The organism is Bradyrhizobium sp. URHC0002 (genome assembly GCF_054059515.1).
Genome location: NZ_JBSSCF010000001.1, coordinates 4,063,797 through 4,080,798, shown reverse-complemented (window position 1 = coordinate 4,080,798; position 17,002 = coordinate 4,063,797). Strand labels below are relative to the sequence as shown.

The following is a 17,002-nucleotide window of genomic DNA, read 5'->3' as shown; positions in this document are numbered from 1 at the left end:
CCATGTCCTAGCAAAATCAACCAGCAGGAGCAAGCAGCCGGCGCTGTCACACTGAAGCGGGAGCCTTGATTCGGTCGAAAGAAGCGGTGAATTCCGCAATCAGGAACGCGGACCCATCGCGCGGGCAAACCTACCGAACATCGCACGATCGCTCCCCGACAGGATGATCACCCCACTCAATGCCCAGGCGATCATGCAGCTAAGCCCGCCTACGATCGCAAGAGCCACCAGACTGCCCGGATAAAAATACGCCTTGGCGACAGCAACGACGATGGCAAGCATCAATGCGACAAGCACCTGCCTGCCAAGCACACCCCAGAACAACGAGCGGGGAAGTTCCATCCGCAGGAGCATGTGGTGGGCGATGAAGGGCGCAAGAGCGACGTAGGAAACCACCCATCCCAAGATAAACGCCCGCTCCCGGAACCAGACAATGGTAAGCCCCGTTACCAGATATTGCACAATGACCTGCAAATAGAGCAGCCGGTTATTGAAGCGAAGAAAGTCTGATCTCACCATCAAGGCCGTTTGCCCCGGGCCGAGCATCGCAGCTACCGCGGGTATGAACATCGAGAGAGCGAGCCAGGGCCATTGGTCGGAAAACTGCGGTCCCACCCAGACTTTCAGTATCTCCTCCGAAAAGAGCGCCATCACGACCAGCGCCGGAACGATGATAGCCCCTGGCAATACGAGGCCGTTGCGGCCGAGCATCTGAAGCCGCCGAGTGTCGGTGGTCTCATCGATGTGGGTAGAGATCGGGAGAATCGCGGAGTGAAGCGGCGCCATCGTTGCCTTCAAGAAGCGCGCCAGCCGGGTGATCAGATCAAAACTTCCGACCTCCACCGGGCTGTAAAGAGCGCCGATTGCGAGAGGAACCAGGGTCTGCTGAAACGTACCGGCAATCCGGTTATTGAACATGAGCCAGCAGCGATGAAACACGTCCTTGCTGCTCGATGCCGTCCATGACCGGAGCCGGAGCGGCGTTCCGAACGCGGCGCGGCAAACGACGGCCGCAAGCACGAAATATTTGGTCACGATCATCGCGAGATAGGAATAGGCCACCCACTCGAACGGAGCACCATGCCACACGAGCGTGTAGACGGCTGCAACATACAGTACGTTGCTGCCGATCTCGGTTGTACGTAGCCAGCCGTACCGCTCGAATCCCTTGAGCGTGCCTTCCGCGATCAGACCAAGAAAAACAATCGGAAGCGCCAGCGCGGTGACCCTGAGAATTGCAACAAATGCCGCGACCTGGTCGGGCGCGACCTTGAAGACCGCCGTGAGCTGAAACGCCGCGCTCCAGAGTATGACGCTGGAAACGATCCCAACGGCAGCGGCGATCGCGGCAAGCAGCGACACTTTTTCGCCCGCAACGACCCAATCCCCAACTCGTCCCCTGGCGACGGCCTGGGTCGTCGTTTCCGAAACCCCCAAATCAAGCAGTGCCAAAAACCCTGTCGGCAGGAACGCGCGGCTGAGCACGATCAACCCCAGCACCGCCAAGCCATATGACTTCGCAATCAAACCGACCGCGAACAGACCGAGCACGCCCGCCAGCGCATAGGCAACGGCAGAAATTGCTGTGTTCTGCACGAATCGGCGCAACACGATCAATTCGCTTCCGTTAGTTGCAGGCTTGCGCCGCTCAACGACCAGGACATCCGGCGCGAGTTACCGGTAACCCGTTGAGCGACAAAATTTCGGCCATCCCCTGCAGCGGCGCAAACGCGCTGCAGTACTGAATTCACCAACTCGGGCCCGAACGCCTTGCCAAGACGGCGGCGTTCGTTTTCCGGGGCGCTGTAGCCGCGGCGGAGCGCTGAGCTTGCCTTGTAGCCGAGAACGCGCCGGACCGTCTCCGCCGCACCACCGCGGAGTGACGGCCGCTCCAGCTTGGGCGCGCCGCCATTTCCACCGCGTGCCGCAGCGATCGCATCGAGAACCGCCGTCGTAACGCGCGACGAGTTCCCCCCGTCGACCGCGGTAAAGAGGTCGCTGATGATTTGCCGCCGAAATTGCTCGGTTTCCGCGGTAACCGGGGGCAACCGTCCGCCGAGTCCCACCTGAACCAGTTCGATCAGATCAGACTCGGATTCGGCGCCGCGGCTCACCCGGGTCGCGGCATCCAGCCGCAAGGATGGCGTGTTGAACCACTCCATGCTCAAGGGCTCCACTTTCAGCATGGTCGCCTCGATCGCGGTGGAGCAATTCTGATGAATCAACAGTCGCGCCCCGCTGATCCATTCCAGCGACGTGCCGTCCTGGCGTACATGAAAATTCGGCAGTTCAGCGAGCGCGTCGTAGGAGGCAATGTTCTCGAACGGATGTGGGCGCAGGACGAACTCAACACCGGTGAAGTGCTTCGCGAGCCTGGTCGACGTCTCCAGCACCGACCGGTACGCCTTGCCGGCGTCGCTGACGAACTGCCGCGCGAACTCCCGTGAAAAGCCCGCCTGCACCATCGAATCTTCTTCATCCGCTGAACTATCGGAAAAGCGCGGATTGGCGACGGGAAAATTGGTGTTGATGAGCACGTAGCCAGGCTCGATCGACGGTTTTGGAAGCGCAGCGCGCCAGGGCTCCGCGCAGAAATCGTAGCGGGGACATCCGGTCGTATGAAGCAACGCCGCCGGCACCGTGCCCCGGCGCAGGAATGCCGCGTGCTGGGCCTGCCCCCAGACGCAATAGAGATCCACGAGATCGGTGCAGCCGACGCTCTTGACCATCTCGGCAAACTGATCCGGATTCTTGCCGCCGATCCCCTCGGTATCGAGCACGCCGACCAGAATTCCCGCGCGCTTGTAGGACTTGATCAGATCGGCATTGTTGGGCCTTGTATAGTTCACCAGAACCAGATCCGGACACAGCGCCGGCACGTCGAAACCCTGCTCATACATGGGTACCAGGGTGACGGTCGCCCCTTTGGTTGCGAGCTGCCAGCCCAGCAATACCAGTCCCTCGAGATCGCGAAGCGGGTTATCGACGATCAGGCAGACATGCGGCTTGTCAGGCACGAGCGCCTCTCGGCAATTCCTGCGTCGGTACCGCATCGTCATCGGCCGACGTCAGGAGCTCCCAGCTCATCGGCGTGCCACGGCGCACCGCGCGGCCAACGCGCATGCCGATCAGGCTCTCGAAATATTTGGGCGGCAGGCCCAGGCCCGGACGGATGATTCTCAAGTTGCTTTCAGTCAGGGCGTCGCCGGCAGCAAGGTCCTCAGCCACATACAGCGAACGGCGGAAGATTTGCGACTTATGCTCTTTTTCGGTCAATCCGTAATAGACTTGGCCCAGCGCCATCCATGCGCGCTCGGTCTCGACCACCAGCGCCGCCATTTCGTCGGGCTCCATGGAGAACGTCGAATCGACCCCGCCGTCGGCGCGCGACAGCGTAAAATGCTTTTCGATGACACTGGCGCCAAGCGCAACGCTCGCCACCCCCGCCCCAATGCCAAACGTGTGGTCCGACAGCCCCACCTCGCACCCGAACAACGCACGCATATGCGGGATGGTCAGGAGATTGGTATCGGAAGCCGCTGCCGGATAGGTGCTCGTACATTTGAGCAGTACCAGATCCTTGCAGCCGGCCTCCCTCGCGCAGCGAACGGCTTCGTCGATGTCGGCGACGGTCGCCATGCCCGTTGAGATAATCATCGGCTTGCCGGTCGCGGCAACCTTGCGGATGAGGGGCAGATCGGTGTTCTCGAACGATGCGATCTTGTAGCAATCCACGCCGAGCTGCTCGAGAAAATCCACCGCTGACGCATCGAACGGCGTCGAAAACGGAATCATGCCGAGCGACCGCGCACGCTCAAAGATCGGCGCGTGCCACTCCCAGGGAGTATGCGCTTCCTGGTAGAGCTTGTGCAGCGATCTGCCCTTCCACAGACTGTTGGGATCGTCGATGAAGAACTCGTCGCTGCTGAGGTTCAGCGTCATCGTGTCGGCGGTATAGGTCTGCAATTTCAGCGCATGCGCCCCGGACTTGGCGGCGGCATCGACGATTGCCAGCGCACGGTCGAGCGATTGATTATGGTTGCCCGACATTTCCGCGATGATGAACGGCTGGTGCGAGCGACCGATCGCGCGGCCCGCAATCATGATTGTCTCACTCATCGGAAGCTCCAGCTTTTTCAATACGTACGAGATAGCGATGGCCGCGCAGGTCGAAGAATGCCGGAAAGCGCTGCGGGTCCGCTACCCTCAACAGGTCGAATTGCTCGGCGATCGAGCGCGACGGATCCAGCCGGGAATCCTCGGGCGTGCGACGCCGGTAGTAGCTCGGCGGCCGGTCATCCTGAGGCACGGGCTTTCCCGATCCAATGATCTCGAGCGCATGGTCCATCAATTCCAGCTCTATGGCGAACAGTCCCTTGTTGATCTCGTCGCCCAGCTCGTGCCCTTCGAGCACGAGGTGCCGCTGCGCCCAGATGGCGCCGGTATCAACCGGGTCCTGTGCCTCGATCAGGGACACGGCGATGCGATTCTTTCCCTCGAGTATTTGCCAAATATGCGGGGACCAGCCACGCCCTTCCGGAAGATCGCTCGCGTGAATGACAAGGGTCGCTCCGTATTTCTTCCGATCTTCCGGCGAGATAATCTCATGGCAAGAGATGAGGAAGAGGACGTCCCCGCCGGTCAGCTCTGCTCTTTGCCGGACCAGTTCGACCCGGTGATTGACCGCGGCGCCCCTTACCCACTGTTCCAGATGCGGATAGACGGGGTGCGTCGTGCTCGAGCAGAGAACTGAAACCTTCATTATCGACCATCACTGGCGATTCCGCGGAATTGTGGAACCCTGCCGGAGCGCAATTAGCATAGAAAATGCAGTCAAACACCAATTTAAGAGCGCCTGCGGCTCCTCGCTGTAACTGGCCTGTATTGGCCGCTGCCGATCACCCCAAGCCCACATTTCCCGTGTCCGACAGCCCTGGCTGCCGGCCGGTGCTAGACGCTGTCCAGCGATCGCATCGCCTCTCGCACCCGGGAGGTGCCCAGCCCGTCGACGAGCGCCCGCGCGGCCTCTCCCATCGCTCGGGTCCGCGCGGGATCGTCCAGCATCGATTGCAGGGTTCCCGCAATCTGATCCACCGTAACCGAGGAAGCTGAACCGAGATAGGCGACCGCGCCCCAACCGGCGAGTGCGGTCAATGCCCCGGTCTGATTGTCGGCGATATCAACCGCTATGGTTGGCAGTGCGAGACAGCAGCGCTCCCAACTCATCACACCGCCCGCCCCGATCGCGACGTCCGCGCGCATCATCAATTCGGCCATGTTGCCCGCGCCACGATGCAACTCGGCGAGCGGGATTCCCCGGCAAAGACCCGCAATCGAATCGGCGTGCGGATTGCTCAGGCCGATCGCGACGTCGACGGCAAGCCGGGGCAAAGACAGGCTCTTGATGGCGTACAATGCCTTTGCGGCCTCATTGCCGGGATCGGAGCCGCCGTAGCAGACGAGGATGCGGCCCACCTTCCCGTTCCGCTCCGTCAGCGATTCGTGCTGCCTTGCGAATTCCGGACGAAGCAATGCATAGGCCGGACCCAGCAGCGGCTGGCACGTCGGAGGCAAGCGACCGCGGTAACGACGCTCCATGTTGAGAACCAAATTCTGGTCGAGCAGGATGTCGCAGTCATGGTCCCGATCGGCAAGATCGTCGATCGCAAGAATGCGCGGCGCCCGGTTTCGCAGCATTCGCTCCCACCTCGCATCGAGTGCATAGTGGTCGACGATGAGCCAGTCGACCGGCCCGATGCGATCGATCGCCTCCAATGTCTGCTCGGCATCCTTCTGCCAGGTCGTCGGCAGCCAGCGCGCATGGGCGGTTCCGTCCGCCGCCGGAGCGTCCGGACGACGGTCGGGATCGGGCAGCAGCCGCACCGAATGTCCCTCGCCTTCGATCAGGCCTGTCAGGCCGGCGGCATGGCTGCGCAACAGGAAGAATACGTTTGCACCGTCGTCGGCAAGATCGCGGGCCAGGCTGAGGCATCTCATGAGATGCCCCATGCCCATTTCGATGGAAGCATCGACGCGGACTACGACCCGTTGCACCGCGTTCATCAAACTGGCCCTGGATATTTCGATGTCTAGTTACGGAGAAGGTCGACCCGTCACAATGGCCGTGCTATCCGCGGACCCACGAACCAGCCGCCAATGTCGGTCCAGGTCGCGCCGGAGCGCCACTTGAACCATCGCGCCACACTCTATAATCCCGAACACGAACAAAGCAACAATCCGGCAAGGCATGCCCCCGCGCAACGACGACATTATCCTGATCACGACGCTGGCCGAATACCAGACCCGGTTCTGGATTCCCGTGGCACAGCGATTGCGCAGCGCGGGGCGCGAGGTGCACCTGCTCGCGTTCGACGATCGCAGCGCTGAAATGGCGGAGGCGGAAGGCATCCCCGTCGTCAACATGTACCGGACCGGCCTTCAGGGCGGCGCGCCGGTGGAAGACCAGCGCGCCTTCGCTGCAAGGATCGCCGATTACGGTCTGGATGGAACGAACTTCCTGTTCAGCCACGAACGCGTCACGTTTGGCATTCACGACACTGCCGCGCTGCGCCGGCGGTTCATGATCTACACCAACGCGATGGAAGTCGCGCTCGATCGGTTGGCGGCCGCGGGGCAGCAGGCAGTTGCGGTTCAGGAGCTCGGCGGATTTCTCTCCGTGATCGCCTGCTTTTACGCCGCGAAGAAGCGCGGCGTCCGGAACTGGTTCATCGAGCCGTCGTTCTTTCGCGGCAGGCTTTACTACACGCCGGACAGTCTTGCTGCCCCCGATACGATGCGGATGCCTGCGGACGCGGTCTCCACTGAGGTGCGCACCTACCTCGACGAAACGTTGCGGCAGCAATCCATTGTGATTCCACAAAAGGACCGGCACCAATATTCGGCGGCGCTCAGCAAGATCGCCAACGCACGGAACGCGCGCCGCCTGGTCGAGAAGCTCTGGGACCAGTTCGCACTCGGCAAGCATCAGGAGTTCGGACATAATCTCCGCCATGCCCGCGCGCATGCCGCCATGGCCGTTGGCGCGACGCGGTTGCGGAAACTCTATCGCCCGATGCCGGACGGACCGTTCGTCTACTACCCCCTGCACGTGCCGGCCGATATGGCGCTGACGCTTCGCTCACCGGAATATCTCGATCAGGTTGCGGCCATCGATTTCCTGCTGCGCACCATTCCGGATACGCACGTTCTCGTGGTGAAGGAGCATCCGGCCCAGATCGGCGCTATACCCGCCGGCCGCCTGTTCGAACTCGCGCGCCGCTTCGATAATTTCATCCTGCTGCCGCCGCAGACCAACAATTACACGGTGCTTGGCCGCGCCGATGCGATTGTCTCGGTCAACAGCAAATCGGGCGCCGAGGCGGTGCTGCTCGGCAAGCCTGTCGTGGTGATGGGCGATGCGTTCTATCGCTCCTGCCCGCTGGTGTTCGCCGTCGATCGTCTGGCGGACGTTCCGCAGCGGCTTCGCGACGCGCTGGCCGCGCCGCAGTTCGACCCTGCCGATACCGCCCCCTATTTCGAAACCGCCTGGCGGCAATCGTTTCCCGGCGAACTCTATATCAGCGATCCCAGGCAGCTCGACACATTTGCGGCTTCGTTGTTGTCGGCGATCACCGAACCGCGCCGCGCGGGTTGAAAGGCTTCTCCATGGCGCTCGTTTCAATCATCACCCCATCGTGGAACGTGGCGACGCTGATCGGCGAGACCATTGCTTCGGTTCAGGCCCAGACCATGACGGACTGGGAGTTGCTGATCGCCGATGACTGTTCGACGGACCAGACCGCCGCGATCGTGGAAAGCCACGCGGCGCAGGATCCGCGGGTCAGGCTGATCCGCCAGCCCCGCAACGGAGGCCCGGCGCTTGCCCGCCAGGCCGCCATCGAGCGGGCGCAGGGCCGCTTCATCGCATTTCTCGACAGCGACGATCTGTGGCTGCCCGCCAAGCTCGAACGGCAGATCGCCTTCGCGCAGGCGAAACGGGCGGCGCTCAGCTACACGGCGTTCCGCCGCATCAACGAGACGGGATCGGTTACGGGCCGCCTGATCGAGGTGCCGGCCTCATTGAACTATGAGCAGTTGCTCAAGAACACCTCGATCGCCACCCTGACGGCGCTCGTCGATCGCGACATCGCGGGCAACATTGCCATGAAGAACGAACCGTATGACGATTTCTGCCTCTGGCTGAGCATCCTCAAGCCGGGGCATGTGGCCCACGGCCTCAACGAGGACCTTGCCCGCTACCGCGTGCGGGGCTCATCGGTCTCCAGCCGCCCGCTCCGGTCCGCCGGCTGGGTCTGGCATATCTACCGCAAGGTGGAGCAGCTTTCGGCGATCAAATCCGCCTGGTGCTTCGCGCATTGGGGCGCGCGCGCCTGGCTGAAGCGGCGAGAGTTTTGATGAACGTTACCGACCAACCGACCGCTCCCCGGTCCCTTTCGGGCGATCGGCCTGACTATTCGCGCGTCCAGCAGCACTGAAGCAGCCAGCAGCTTGCGGCGCTCGTCAGGGTTGAGCGCGAAGTCGCCCCGATCGGCGATGCCTGCATTGCGCCTTGCTGCAAAGACTATGAGGGTTCCTTCAAGGACTTATGGGGGATATCCGTACTATTATACCTCTACCGCGGACAATGCTATTGGCGAACTTTGCCGTTGCCGATACCACTCCGCCAGCCCGTCACAGGGTGCAGCAGCTGCTCGAAACGGCAACCGGGAATCACGATGGCGTTTGACCGAAACTACAAAGACAGCCGCATCCTCGTCACTGGCGGCGCAGGCTTCATCGGATCCCACCTCAGTGAACGGCTGCTCGCCGCGGGCGCGGAAGTGGTGTGCGCGGACAATTACTTCACCGGCAGCCGCAAAAACATTGCCCACCTGCTGTCCAACCCGATGTTCGAGGCGATCCGGCACGACGTGACGTTTCCGCTCTACATCGAGGTCGATGCGATCTTCAACCTGGCCTGCCCGGCCTCCCCGATCCACTACCAGCGCGATCCGGTGCAGACCACCAAGACCAGCGTGCATGGCGCGATCAACATGCTCGGCCTCGCCAAGCGTTTGCGGGCGCCGATCTTTCAGGCCTCGACCAGCGAGGTCTATGGCGATCCCCTGATCCATCCGCAGACCGAGGATTACTGGGGCAACGTCAACCCGATCGGGATTCGCTCGTGTTACGACGAAGGCAAGCGCTGCGCCGAGACCCTGTTTTTCGATTATTGGCGGCAGCATGCCCTGCCGATCAAGGTTGCCCGCATCTTCAACACCTATGGTCCGCGGATGCAGCCCAACGACGGCCGGGTTGTTTCATCCTTCATCGTCCAGGCGCTGAAGGGCGACCCGATCACCGTGTTCGGCGACGGCGGCCAAACCCGCTCGTTCTGCTATGTCGACGATCTCGTCGAGGCGATTACCCGGTTGATGCTGACCGAAGAGGGATGCACCGGACCGGTCAATCTCGGCAACAATTCCGAATTCACCATTGTGGAACTGGCCGAGAAAGTGATCAGTTACACCAATTCGCGCTCGAAGCTCATTTTCAAACCGCTGCCGCAGGATGATCCGCGGCAACGCCAGCCCGATCTCTCCAAGGCAAAGGCGCTGCTGAACTGGGAGCCGAAGGTCGCGCTCGCTGACGGTCTAAAGGAGACCATCGCTTATTTCAGGCGCTCGCTCGAACTGTCGTAGGTCGGACAGCGCCAATTTCGTTTCAGTTACCCCGCGTGGCGGCGCGATGTACATGGTGCACTCGTCAGAAAGCAAGCGCGCTCCAGAGATTATGGAACGCATTCGACGGGCGTCCGGCTCGCGCTTCAGCCTTTTCGTGCTGGTGTGCCTTCATATCATCGCTTCCTGTACCTCGCTGGTCCAGGCTGCAAATTGGCAGTCGTACATGTTGTACGAAGCCCCGCTGGTCAACTACGCGGCTGCGGCGGTCGCAGCTTTTTCGACCGTTTCGCTGTTTTTCATATTCGGCCGCTTTAGCTTTGGTTACTTTGTCGGCTTCAGCCTGTTCTCGATGATACTCGGGTTCATCTGGCTCAACAACTTCTCGAAATTCAATTACGATCACCGGCTGGCAGGCCTTTCGGCCGCCGTTTCGACGGTGCTGTTTCTGCTTCCCGCCCTACTCGTCAACGCGCCGCTCAAACAGCTGTTCACGCTGTCGCCTCGCGCGCTCGAACACCTTCTGAAATTCATTCTGGTGCTGGCGCTGGGCACGATCGTTGTGGCTTCAGTCTACAATTTCAGACTGGTGTCGATCAGCCAGATCTACGATTTTCGCAACGAACTCAATTTTCCGGCGCCGCTACGTTACCTGACCGGAATTATGTCCACGGTGCTGCTGCCGTTCGCGTGCGCCTGTTATCTGGCGCTCAATCGCCGCTGGTGGGCTGCCGTGCCGCTCCTTCTGATGCTGCTGTTCTATCCGGTCACGCTAAGCAAATTTGCGCTTTTTTCGACGGCGTGGGTGGTTATGTTGCTGGTGCTTTCGAGGGTTTTCGAGCCCAGATCTGCGACCATCCTGTCGATCCTGCTGCCGGTGCTTCTCGGCGTGGTCCTGATGGCAACGTACCTCACCAACAATACGCTGTTTTATTTCGGCCTGGTGAATATCCGAATGATGGCGACCCCATCCAGCGCCATGGACATCTACAACGATTTCTTCTCGAGTCACCCGCTCACCTGGTTCTGCCAGATATCCTTCCTGAAGCCGTTGATGAGCTGTCCCTATCAGGAGCAGCTATCGGTCGTGATGGGAAAGACCTACCAGTTCGGTAACCTCAACGCGTCCCTGTTTGCGACAGAAGGTATCGCCTCGGTCGGACTGTATCTCGCGCCGCTCGTGGCGCTGGCATGCGGGCTTGTCATCGGCCTCGGCAACCGCGTGTCGTCCGGACTACCGCCGGAATTCGTGCTGATCTCGGCTGCGCTGCTTCCCCAAACCTTGCTCAATGTGCCCTTTACCACGGCAGTATTGACACATGGCGCCGGGTTCCTGTTTCTGCTGTGGTACATCATGCCGCGCGCGATGTTCGATCGGAAGATCGAACCGGCGGTTTCGTGACCGGAGGGTTTCGATGCAAAGCGTTCTGATCACCGGCGGCGCGGGCTTTATCGGCCAGAACCTGGTGCATGCGTGGCGGACCGCGCGGCCGGCCGACCGCCTGACCGTGGTCGATGCCATGACCTATGCGGCCAATGTCCGCAGCCTGGAGCCGCTGATTGCCGATCGCAGTATCCAGTTCGTGAAGGGCGACATCGGTGATGCGGCGCTGATGCAGCGCCTGTTCGACGAACACAAATTTTCCCGCGTGGCGCATCTCGCTGCCGAGTCGCATGTCGACCGTTCGATCAGCGATCCGGAAGCCTTCCTGCAGACCAACGTGCTCGGCACATTCACGCTTCTGAAGGCCGCGCTCGATTGCTGGCGCGCGGCGGGGATGCTCGAGACGGCGCGATTTCTTCACGTCTCGACCGACGAAGTCTATGGCTCGCTCGGCGCGGCCGACCCCGCTTTCACGGAATTCTCGCCCTATCGTCCGAATTCGCCTTACGCGGCGAGCAAGGCGTCGAGCGATCACCTGGTCCGCGCCTTTGTCGCGACCTATGGCATGCCGGCGCTGATCACCAACTGCTCCAACAATTACGGCGCCTATCAGCACCCGGAAAAACTCATTCCGCTGATGATCATCCATGCGCTGGAAGGCAAGCCGCTGCCGGTTTACGGGGACGGCTCCAATGTCCGCGACTGGCTGCACGTGTCGGATCATTGCGACGCCTTGATCAACGTGATCGAGCGTGGCCGCACCGGCGAAACCTACAATGTCGGTGGTGGCAACGAGCGCAACAACCGCGACGTGGTGGGCCTGATCTGCGACACGATCGATACCGCCTTCGCAGCCGACGCTCGGCTCGCCGCGCGCTTTCCGTCCTGTCCCGCTGCGGCCGCTGGCCCCTGCCGCACGCTCATTACCTATGTGACGGACCGCGCCGGCCACGATCACCGTTATGCGATCGACGCCAGCAAGCTCACGACCGAACTCGGCAGCCGCTGCAGTGTCGGCTTCGAGAGCGGACTGAAGCAGACCGTGCAGTGGTACCTGGACCATGAGCCATGGTGGCGTGATGTCATCAGCGGCGCCTACAAGGCTTGGATCGACAAAAATTACGGCTTCCGGCGCGCGGTCTAGCCATCCATGCGCATCCTCGTGCTCAATGCGGACTACCCACGCTTCCTCAGCTGGCTGTATCGCCGCCAGCCAGGACTCGGAAGCGCCGGTTATGCGGCCCAGATGGCAGCGCGAAACGCCAGCCTGTTCGGCGTCGCCGATTTCTATTCGCGGAATTTTTCCGCACTCGGCCATTCGGCGGCCGAGATACATGTCAACAATGCCTGGCTACAGACGGCATGGGCGCGCGAGCACGGGATGGCCGTCGAAGCGGCAGGGCCCGCCACTCCGAGCGGAAGCACCTCGCTTCCAGCCTGGCTGCAACGCGCCGTGACGCCGTTAAAACCGATGCTGCGGCCATTGGCTCGCAAGGTGGGCCTCAGCCCCCGGCTCGACGCACAGGCCGAAGCAATCCTGCTGGCCCAGATCGAGGAATTCAAACCCGAACTGGTGCTTAACCAGGACACCTTTCACGTCGACCCCCGCCTGATGCGGCGGATCAAGGCCATCGGCAATCCCATCCTGATCGGACAGATCGGGATCGCGCCGTCCCGCGGTGTGGATTGGTCGGTCTACGATCTGATGATGTCGCAGCTGTCGGCGACGGTGGAGTTCTTTCGCCGCCTCGGCGTGCGCGCGGAAGTCAATCATCTGGCGTTCGAGCCGGCCATTCTCGAAGCGCTGCCGCCGACGCCCGCCATGGACATCGAGGTTTCCTTTGTCGGCACGGTCTCGCCGGATCACCAGCAGCGGACTGCGCTGCTCGAGGCCGTTGCCAGACGTTACGATCTCAAACTGTTCGGTAACCCGCCGCGGACGCTGCCAGCCTCCTCCCCGCTGCATCGCTGCTTTCAGGGCGAAGTCTGGGGCGCCGAGATGTATCAGGCACTGCGGCGATCGAAGATCACGCTCAATTCCCACATCGACATGGCGGGGCGAGAAGCCGGAAACATGCGGCTGTTCGAGGCCACCGGCGTCGGCGCTTTCCTGCTGACCGATTTCAAGGACAATCTGCACAGCTTGTTTGCACCCGACCGCGAGGTTGCCGTCTGGCGTTCGGTCGACGATTGCCTTGAGGCCATCGATCGCGCGCTCGGCAACGCCAAAAGCCGCGCCGCAATTGCCGCGTCGGGCCAGGCGAGAACCATGGCGCAGCATACCTATCGCCATCGCGCCGCGGAGATCCTGGGTTTCGTTGAAACGTTGCGGGCGGCGCGATGAAGCTGCCGCGCCTCGTCAGGCAGATCGGCAAACGCGTCGTCAAGGCGGCGCCGATCCTGCGCCGCCATATCCTGACCTCGACCGACTACAAGGTGCTCGACGGGATCAACGAAGCCCACCGTGCCGCCGCAACGTCCGAGGGCTGGCTTGCGACGCGCACCGTGGCCCGTCAGGAACGTGCCTACCTGGCATTGATCGGCGACATGAAGAATGGCGAACCGCGGCTCGATTTCACCGTCGCTGCCGAGGCCGTCCTGGCGACGGGCATTGCCGCCCCCCACCTGCTCGAAGTCGGCTGCGGCAGCGGCTATTATTCAGAAGTGTTTGCCGATCTCGTCCCCGGCGGCGTCAGCTATACCGGCATCGACTATTCGGAGGCGATGATCGCGCGCGCCCGTTCGCGTTATCCGTCGACCGCGTTCGAGGTCGCCGACGCGACCCGGCTGCCCTACCCGGACGATGCATTCGACATCGTCTTCAACGGCGTGTCGCTGATGCACATTATCGACTATCAGGCGGCGATCCGCGAAGCCGCGCGCGTCGCCGGGTGTTACTGCGTCCTGCACACCGTACCGGTGTTCGACGATTACCAGACCACATATCTGAAAAAGTTCGCCTATGGCGCGCCGGTCGTCGAGATCATCTTCGGCAAGAGCGAATTGATGTCGCTTTGCCGGGACGCCGGGCTCCGGCTGCAGCGCGAATGGCCCTGCATTCCCTATGACGTCTCCGAGGTGACGGGCCATCGCTCGACAACCGAGACCTACCTGTTCTCGAAAGCGCGCTGACCGGGCGCGCGGCCATCCGCCGAATCAGAGCGGCGCGATGATCGTCCTTACGAAAGGGCTGAGCACGTTGTCGATCAAGGCAAGCTCCTTGAGCTGGCCAAGACTCGCCCAGCAAAACATCGCCATGTCGGACTCGATCACGCTCTCATCGTCGACAAATACGATGATGTTCTCGTTCGACTTGCGCCAGAATCGGCCACCCTCTTCATTGTGCTCTGCCCGGTAAATGATACGAACGCCAGACTTGGCCGTGAGCACCTCAAGCATTGGCGACAGCTTTCCACCGTGCGCGCGCCTGATATTGGACCACGTGCTTTGCACGGAGGGCGAGAGCTGGAGCACGCCGACATTGCCCGGCTCGGCCTTGGCGTACAACAGAAACTGGACGCCGCTATCAGGCGTCTCGCGGGCGACCAGTCCGAGGATACCGCCTTCGGGCTGGGTGTAGATCGGCTGATCCCACGAGGCGACCTCGCGCAGGTCGCCGCTCTCGATGCGTACCCCCTCGACCCCGAAAAACTGCCCGGTCTTGTGCCGGACATTGCCCTGCGCGTCCCGCGACCAGCCGCGAACCTCGTCGAGGCCGATCAACTTGGCCTCGAAGCAAATCGCCCGGCAGCGTTCGTCCCGCCACGCCAGGATCGGTGCGGGATCCGTCGGCTCGATCGCGGCGGATGCAGCGAGTCTCCCGCGAAACCAGTCAAGATGCGCGCGCTCGGCCATCAAACCACGTCCCTGAGCACTTCGATCACCGTATCGACTTCCTCGTCCTTGAGGTGCGGATACATCGGCAGCGAGAAAATGCGCTGCGCCTTGCGCTCCGCGACCGGGAACTGCCCCTCACGATAGCCGAGATCGGCGCTGCCCCGCATGGTGTGAATCGGCCAACGATAGGATACATTGCAGTTGATGTCGCGCTTCGCCAGCCGCTCCAGCACCCCGTCGCGATCCGTCGGATGTTCTACCACATAAACATAATAGGAATGGCGGCTATGGGCGTTCTCGCGCGGCAGCACGAGGCCGCTTCCGGCCAGACCCTGCTTGTAGCGCGCGGCGATCTCCCGCCGCCGCTCGATCCAGCCATCGATGCGCGGCAGTTTCAGCGACAGGATCGCGGCCTGCACCTCGTCGAGACGCGAATTATAACCGTGGCGCTCGGAATAATACTGCGTTTCCATGCCATAGAAGCGGAGGCTGCGCGCAAGCCGGATCGCCGCCTCGTCGTTGCTCAACACCATGCCGCCGTCGCCATAGGCGCCCAGCACCTTGGTCGGGTAGAACGAGAACGCCGAGGCATGGCCGGCGCTGCCGGATTGGTAGTTTTTGTAAAGCGCGCCCTGTGACTGCGCGCAGTCTTCCATCACCTTCAGCCCGTGCCGCTCGGCAATCGCCATCAGCAGATCGAGATCGACACACTGGCCATAGAGATGCACCGGAACGATCGCCCTGGTGCGCGGCGTAATCGCCGCCTCGACCTGATCGACATCCATCAGGAAATCATCGTCGCGTATGTCGACGAACACCGGCGTAGCGCCAAGCGTACGGATGGCCGAGACCGTCGGCACCGCCGTATTGGGCACGGTGATCACTTCGTCTCCGGCCTTCACGCCCAAAGACGCAAGTGCAATGTAGATCGCGTCAGTTCCGCTGTTCACGCCGACGCCGCCTGCAACCCCCAGATAGGCAGCCATCTCGCGCTCGAATTTGATGCCTTCCTGTCCAAGCACCAGCCGTCCCGAGCCGAACACGCGATCGACGGTCGCGAGTATCTCGTCGCGCAGTTCGTCGTATTCCCGCAGATAGTCCCACACGTTGATTGGCATTGTCTCTCACACGCGCTGATGCGACGGATTCTGGGATGCGAGCGCCGTCGCGATCATGTCCCGGCACCGGGCATCGCTCAGGAGATCGCAGTGAAAGCCCTCGTGATCGCCGCCGGCAATCGCCGACGTCACCGCCGCGAGGAAACGTGCAAACGTATCGGCCGGCTCGAATGTCACGACATCATCGACATTGCGTACGCGCCGACGCCATTCCATGTGATGATCGGCAGGTGGGGTGAAGACGCGCTCTATTAACACAGACCCCGAAAGGCCCACAACGAGCAAGCGATTCTGATACTCGCCCTCGAAGCTGAAATGACCGGAAAATGCGCCGCCATTGCCGAGCCGGGCCAGGACCGAAAAGCCCATGTCGACACCGGTTTCCTGATGCCGGCCGCCGGCCAGAGCCGTGATTTCCGACGCCACAGCGCCGCCGAGGATTCGCATCGTTGCGGCGGCATAGGGCCCCATGTCCAGGAGGCAGCCCCCGCCCAGTTCGCCGTGATTGCGGAAATTGCCGATCGGCAGCGGCGGAATGATGAATTGAACGGCAACCTGCGTCAGCGGGCCGTGTTTGGCGACGAAGGCCGCCAACGCCTCGAACTGCGGATGATAGCCGAACACCGTCGCCTCCGCGACGGCGCGATTGGCGCGCCGCGCCGCATCCACCGCGCGCTCGCTGCCCGCCAATGTCATCATCGCCGGCTTGTCGACCACGACGTGCTTGCCGGCGGCCAGCGCCGCCATCACCCAGTGCTCATGCATCGCATTCGGCAGCGAAAGATAGACCAGGCCAGAATCGCTGTCGCGCAACGCCGCGGCATAATCGTCGAAAAAGCGGCCCCGCTTCGGCCAGCCTTCGGGCTGTGGCCGGCTCTTGCTTGCGATCGATATCTCCGTGATGGCTTCGACTTTCGCCGCCGCCGGTATCACCCGCCGCTCGACGATCGAGGAATAGCCAAGGATCAGCAGTCGCATAGTGA

At 61.9% G+C, this 17,002-nt stretch carries 15 protein-coding genes; 7 read left to right on the top strand and 8 right to left on the bottom strand.

The genetic code is table 11. The features are described from left to right. Window positions 1-99 precede the first annotated feature (99 nt). The 5 genes from ACVWVY_RS19760 to pseG form a co-directional block, all read right to left on the bottom strand. Window positions 100-1,611, bottom strand: a complete 1,512-nt coding sequence (locus tag ACVWVY_RS19760; protein ID WP_456632255.1) for a lipopolysaccharide biosynthesis protein — start codon at window positions 1,609-1,611, stop codon at window positions 100-102. Window positions 1,612-1,613: 2 nt separating this feature from the next. Continuing rightward, window positions 1,614-3,017 (bottom strand): surface carbohydrate biosynthesis protein, encoded by a 1,404-nt coding sequence (locus ACVWVY_RS19755; RefSeq protein ID WP_456627947.1) that lies wholly within the window; start codon window positions 3,015-3,017, stop codon window positions 1,614-1,616. After that, entirely contained in the window at window positions 3,010-4,119 is a 1,110-nt protein-coding gene (gene pseI / locus ACVWVY_RS19750) for a pseudaminic acid synthase (protein WP_456627946.1), read from the bottom strand. Before pseI ends, ACVWVY_RS19755 begins: the two co-directional genes overlap by 8 nt. Then, window positions 4,112-4,762 carry a formyltransferase family protein gene (locus ACVWVY_RS19745; protein WP_456627945.1) on the bottom strand — a complete coding sequence of 217 codons (651 nt, stop codon included), beginning with the start codon at window positions 4,760-4,762 and terminating at the stop codon, window positions 4,112-4,114. Before ACVWVY_RS19745 ends, pseI begins: the two co-directional genes overlap by 8 nt. A 188-nt stretch (window positions 4,763-4,950) precedes the next feature. After that, complete coding sequence (gene pseG / locus ACVWVY_RS19740) at window positions 4,951-6,063, bottom strand: UDP-2,4-diacetamido-2,4,6-trideoxy-beta-L-altropyranose hydrolase (protein ID WP_456627944.1); 1,113 nt, start codon at window positions 6,061-6,063, stop codon at window positions 4,951-4,953. A 184-nt stretch (window positions 6,064-6,247) separates the two neighbouring features. Between pseG and ACVWVY_RS19735 the strand changes: the two genes are divergently transcribed. The 7 genes from ACVWVY_RS19735 to ACVWVY_RS19705 all read left to right on the top strand — a co-directional run bounded on the left by ACVWVY_RS19735 (window position 6,248) and on the right by ACVWVY_RS19705 (window position 14,196). Further along, complete coding sequence (locus ACVWVY_RS19735; RefSeq protein ID WP_456627943.1) at window positions 6,248-7,654, top strand: capsular polysaccharide export protein, LipB/KpsS family; 1,407 nt, start codon at window positions 6,248-6,250, stop codon at window positions 7,652-7,654. Between the two features lie 11 nt (window positions 7,655-7,665). Beyond that, entirely contained in the window at window positions 7,666-8,415 is a 750-nt protein-coding gene (locus tag ACVWVY_RS19730; protein ID WP_456627942.1) for a glycosyltransferase family 2 protein, read from the top strand. Between the two features lie 320 nt (window positions 8,416-8,735). Continuing rightward, complete coding sequence (locus tag ACVWVY_RS19725; protein WP_456627941.1) at window positions 8,736-9,701, top strand: UDP-glucuronic acid decarboxylase family protein; 966 nt, start codon at window positions 8,736-8,738, stop codon at window positions 9,699-9,701. Window positions 9,702-9,906: 205 nt separating this feature from the next. Beyond that, window positions 9,907-11,082, top strand: a complete 1,176-nt coding sequence (locus ACVWVY_RS19720) for a hypothetical protein (RefSeq protein WP_456627940.1) — start codon at window positions 9,907-9,909, stop codon at window positions 11,080-11,082. A gap of 13 nt (window positions 11,083-11,095) precedes the next feature. Next, a complete protein-coding gene (rfbB, locus tag ACVWVY_RS19715) occupies window positions 11,096-12,208 on the top strand; it encodes a dTDP-glucose 4,6-dehydratase (protein WP_456627939.1) in 1,113 nt (370 codons plus the stop codon). A 6-nt stretch (window positions 12,209-12,214) separates the two neighbouring features. Then, the gene (locus tag ACVWVY_RS19710) at window positions 12,215-13,408 is read left to right on the top strand and encodes a CgeB family protein (RefSeq protein ID WP_456627938.1); all 1,194 of its coding nucleotides are present in this window, start codon (window positions 12,215-12,217) and stop codon (window positions 13,406-13,408) included. Next, window positions 13,405-14,196 carry a class I SAM-dependent methyltransferase gene (locus tag ACVWVY_RS19705; protein WP_456627937.1) on the top strand — a complete coding sequence of 264 codons (792 nt, stop codon included), beginning with the start codon at window positions 13,405-13,407 and terminating at the stop codon, window positions 14,194-14,196. Before ACVWVY_RS19710 ends, ACVWVY_RS19705 begins: the two co-directional genes overlap by 4 nt. A 24-nt stretch (window positions 14,197-14,220) precedes the next feature. On the opposite strand, the gene ACVWVY_RS19700 is transcribed toward ACVWVY_RS19705, so the two are convergent. From ACVWVY_RS19700 to ACVWVY_RS19690, 3 genes are read right to left on the bottom strand one after another with little or no spacing between them, the layout of a single operon-like run. Continuing rightward, complete coding sequence (locus ACVWVY_RS19700) at window positions 14,221-14,919, bottom strand: NDP-hexose 2,3-dehydratase family protein (RefSeq protein ID WP_456627936.1); 699 nt, start codon at window positions 14,917-14,919, stop codon at window positions 14,221-14,223. Then, window positions 14,919-16,019, bottom strand: coding sequence for a DegT/DnrJ/EryC1/StrS family aminotransferase (locus ACVWVY_RS19695; RefSeq protein WP_456627935.1), 1,101 nt, complete (start codon window positions 16,017-16,019; stop codon window positions 14,919-14,921). The genes ACVWVY_RS19700 and ACVWVY_RS19695 overlap by 1 nt, the downstream gene beginning before the upstream one ends. Window positions 16,020-16,025: 6 nt before the next feature. Then, window positions 16,026-16,997, bottom strand: coding sequence for a Gfo/Idh/MocA family protein (locus tag ACVWVY_RS19690; RefSeq protein ID WP_456627934.1), 972 nt, complete (start codon window positions 16,995-16,997; stop codon window positions 16,026-16,028). Between the last annotated feature and the right edge of the window lie 5 nt (window positions 16,998-17,002).

Excerpts from the sequence above, each read along its gene's own strand:
- pseI (WP_456627946.1), bottom strand. The coding sequence starts at position 4,119 with ATGAGTGAGACAATCATGATTGCGGGCCGCGCGATCGGTCGCTCGCAC.
- ACVWVY_RS19745 (WP_456627945.1), bottom strand. The coding sequence starts at position 4,762 with ATGAAGGTTTCAGTTCTCTGCTCGAGCACGACGCACCCCGTCTATCCG.
- pseG (WP_456627944.1), bottom strand. The coding sequence starts at position 6,063 with ATGAACGCGGTGCAACGGGTCGTAGTCCGCGTCGATGCTTCCATCGAA.
- ACVWVY_RS19735 (WP_456627943.1), top strand. The coding sequence starts at position 6,248 with ATGCCCCCGCGCAACGACGACATTATCCTGATCACGACGCTGGCCGAA.
- ACVWVY_RS19730 (WP_456627942.1), top strand. The coding sequence starts at position 7,666 with ATGGCGCTCGTTTCAATCATCACCCCATCGTGGAACGTGGCGACGCTG.
- ACVWVY_RS19725 (WP_456627941.1), top strand. The coding sequence starts at position 8,736 with ATGGCGTTTGACCGAAACTACAAAGACAGCCGCATCCTCGTCACTGGC.
- ACVWVY_RS19720 (WP_456627940.1), top strand. The coding sequence starts at position 9,907 with ATGTTGTACGAAGCCCCGCTGGTCAACTACGCGGCTGCGGCGGTCGCA.
- rfbB (WP_456627939.1), top strand. The coding sequence starts at position 11,096 with ATGCAAAGCGTTCTGATCACCGGCGGCGCGGGCTTTATCGGCCAGAAC.
- ACVWVY_RS19710 (WP_456627938.1), top strand. The coding sequence starts at position 12,215 with ATGCGCATCCTCGTGCTCAATGCGGACTACCCACGCTTCCTCAGCTGG.
- ACVWVY_RS19705 (WP_456627937.1), top strand. The coding sequence starts at position 13,405 with ATGAAGCTGCCGCGCCTCGTCAGGCAGATCGGCAAACGCGTCGTCAAG.
- ACVWVY_RS19700 (WP_456627936.1), bottom strand. The coding sequence starts at position 14,919 with ATGGCCGAGCGCGCGCATCTTGACTGGTTTCGCGGGAGACTCGCTGCA.
- ACVWVY_RS19695 (WP_456627935.1), bottom strand. The coding sequence starts at position 16,019 with ATGCCAATCAACGTGTGGGACTATCTGCGGGAATACGACGAACTGCGC.
- ACVWVY_RS19690 (WP_456627934.1), bottom strand. The coding sequence starts at position 16,997 with ATGCGACTGCTGATCCTTGGCTATTCCTCGATCGTCGAGCGGCGGGTG.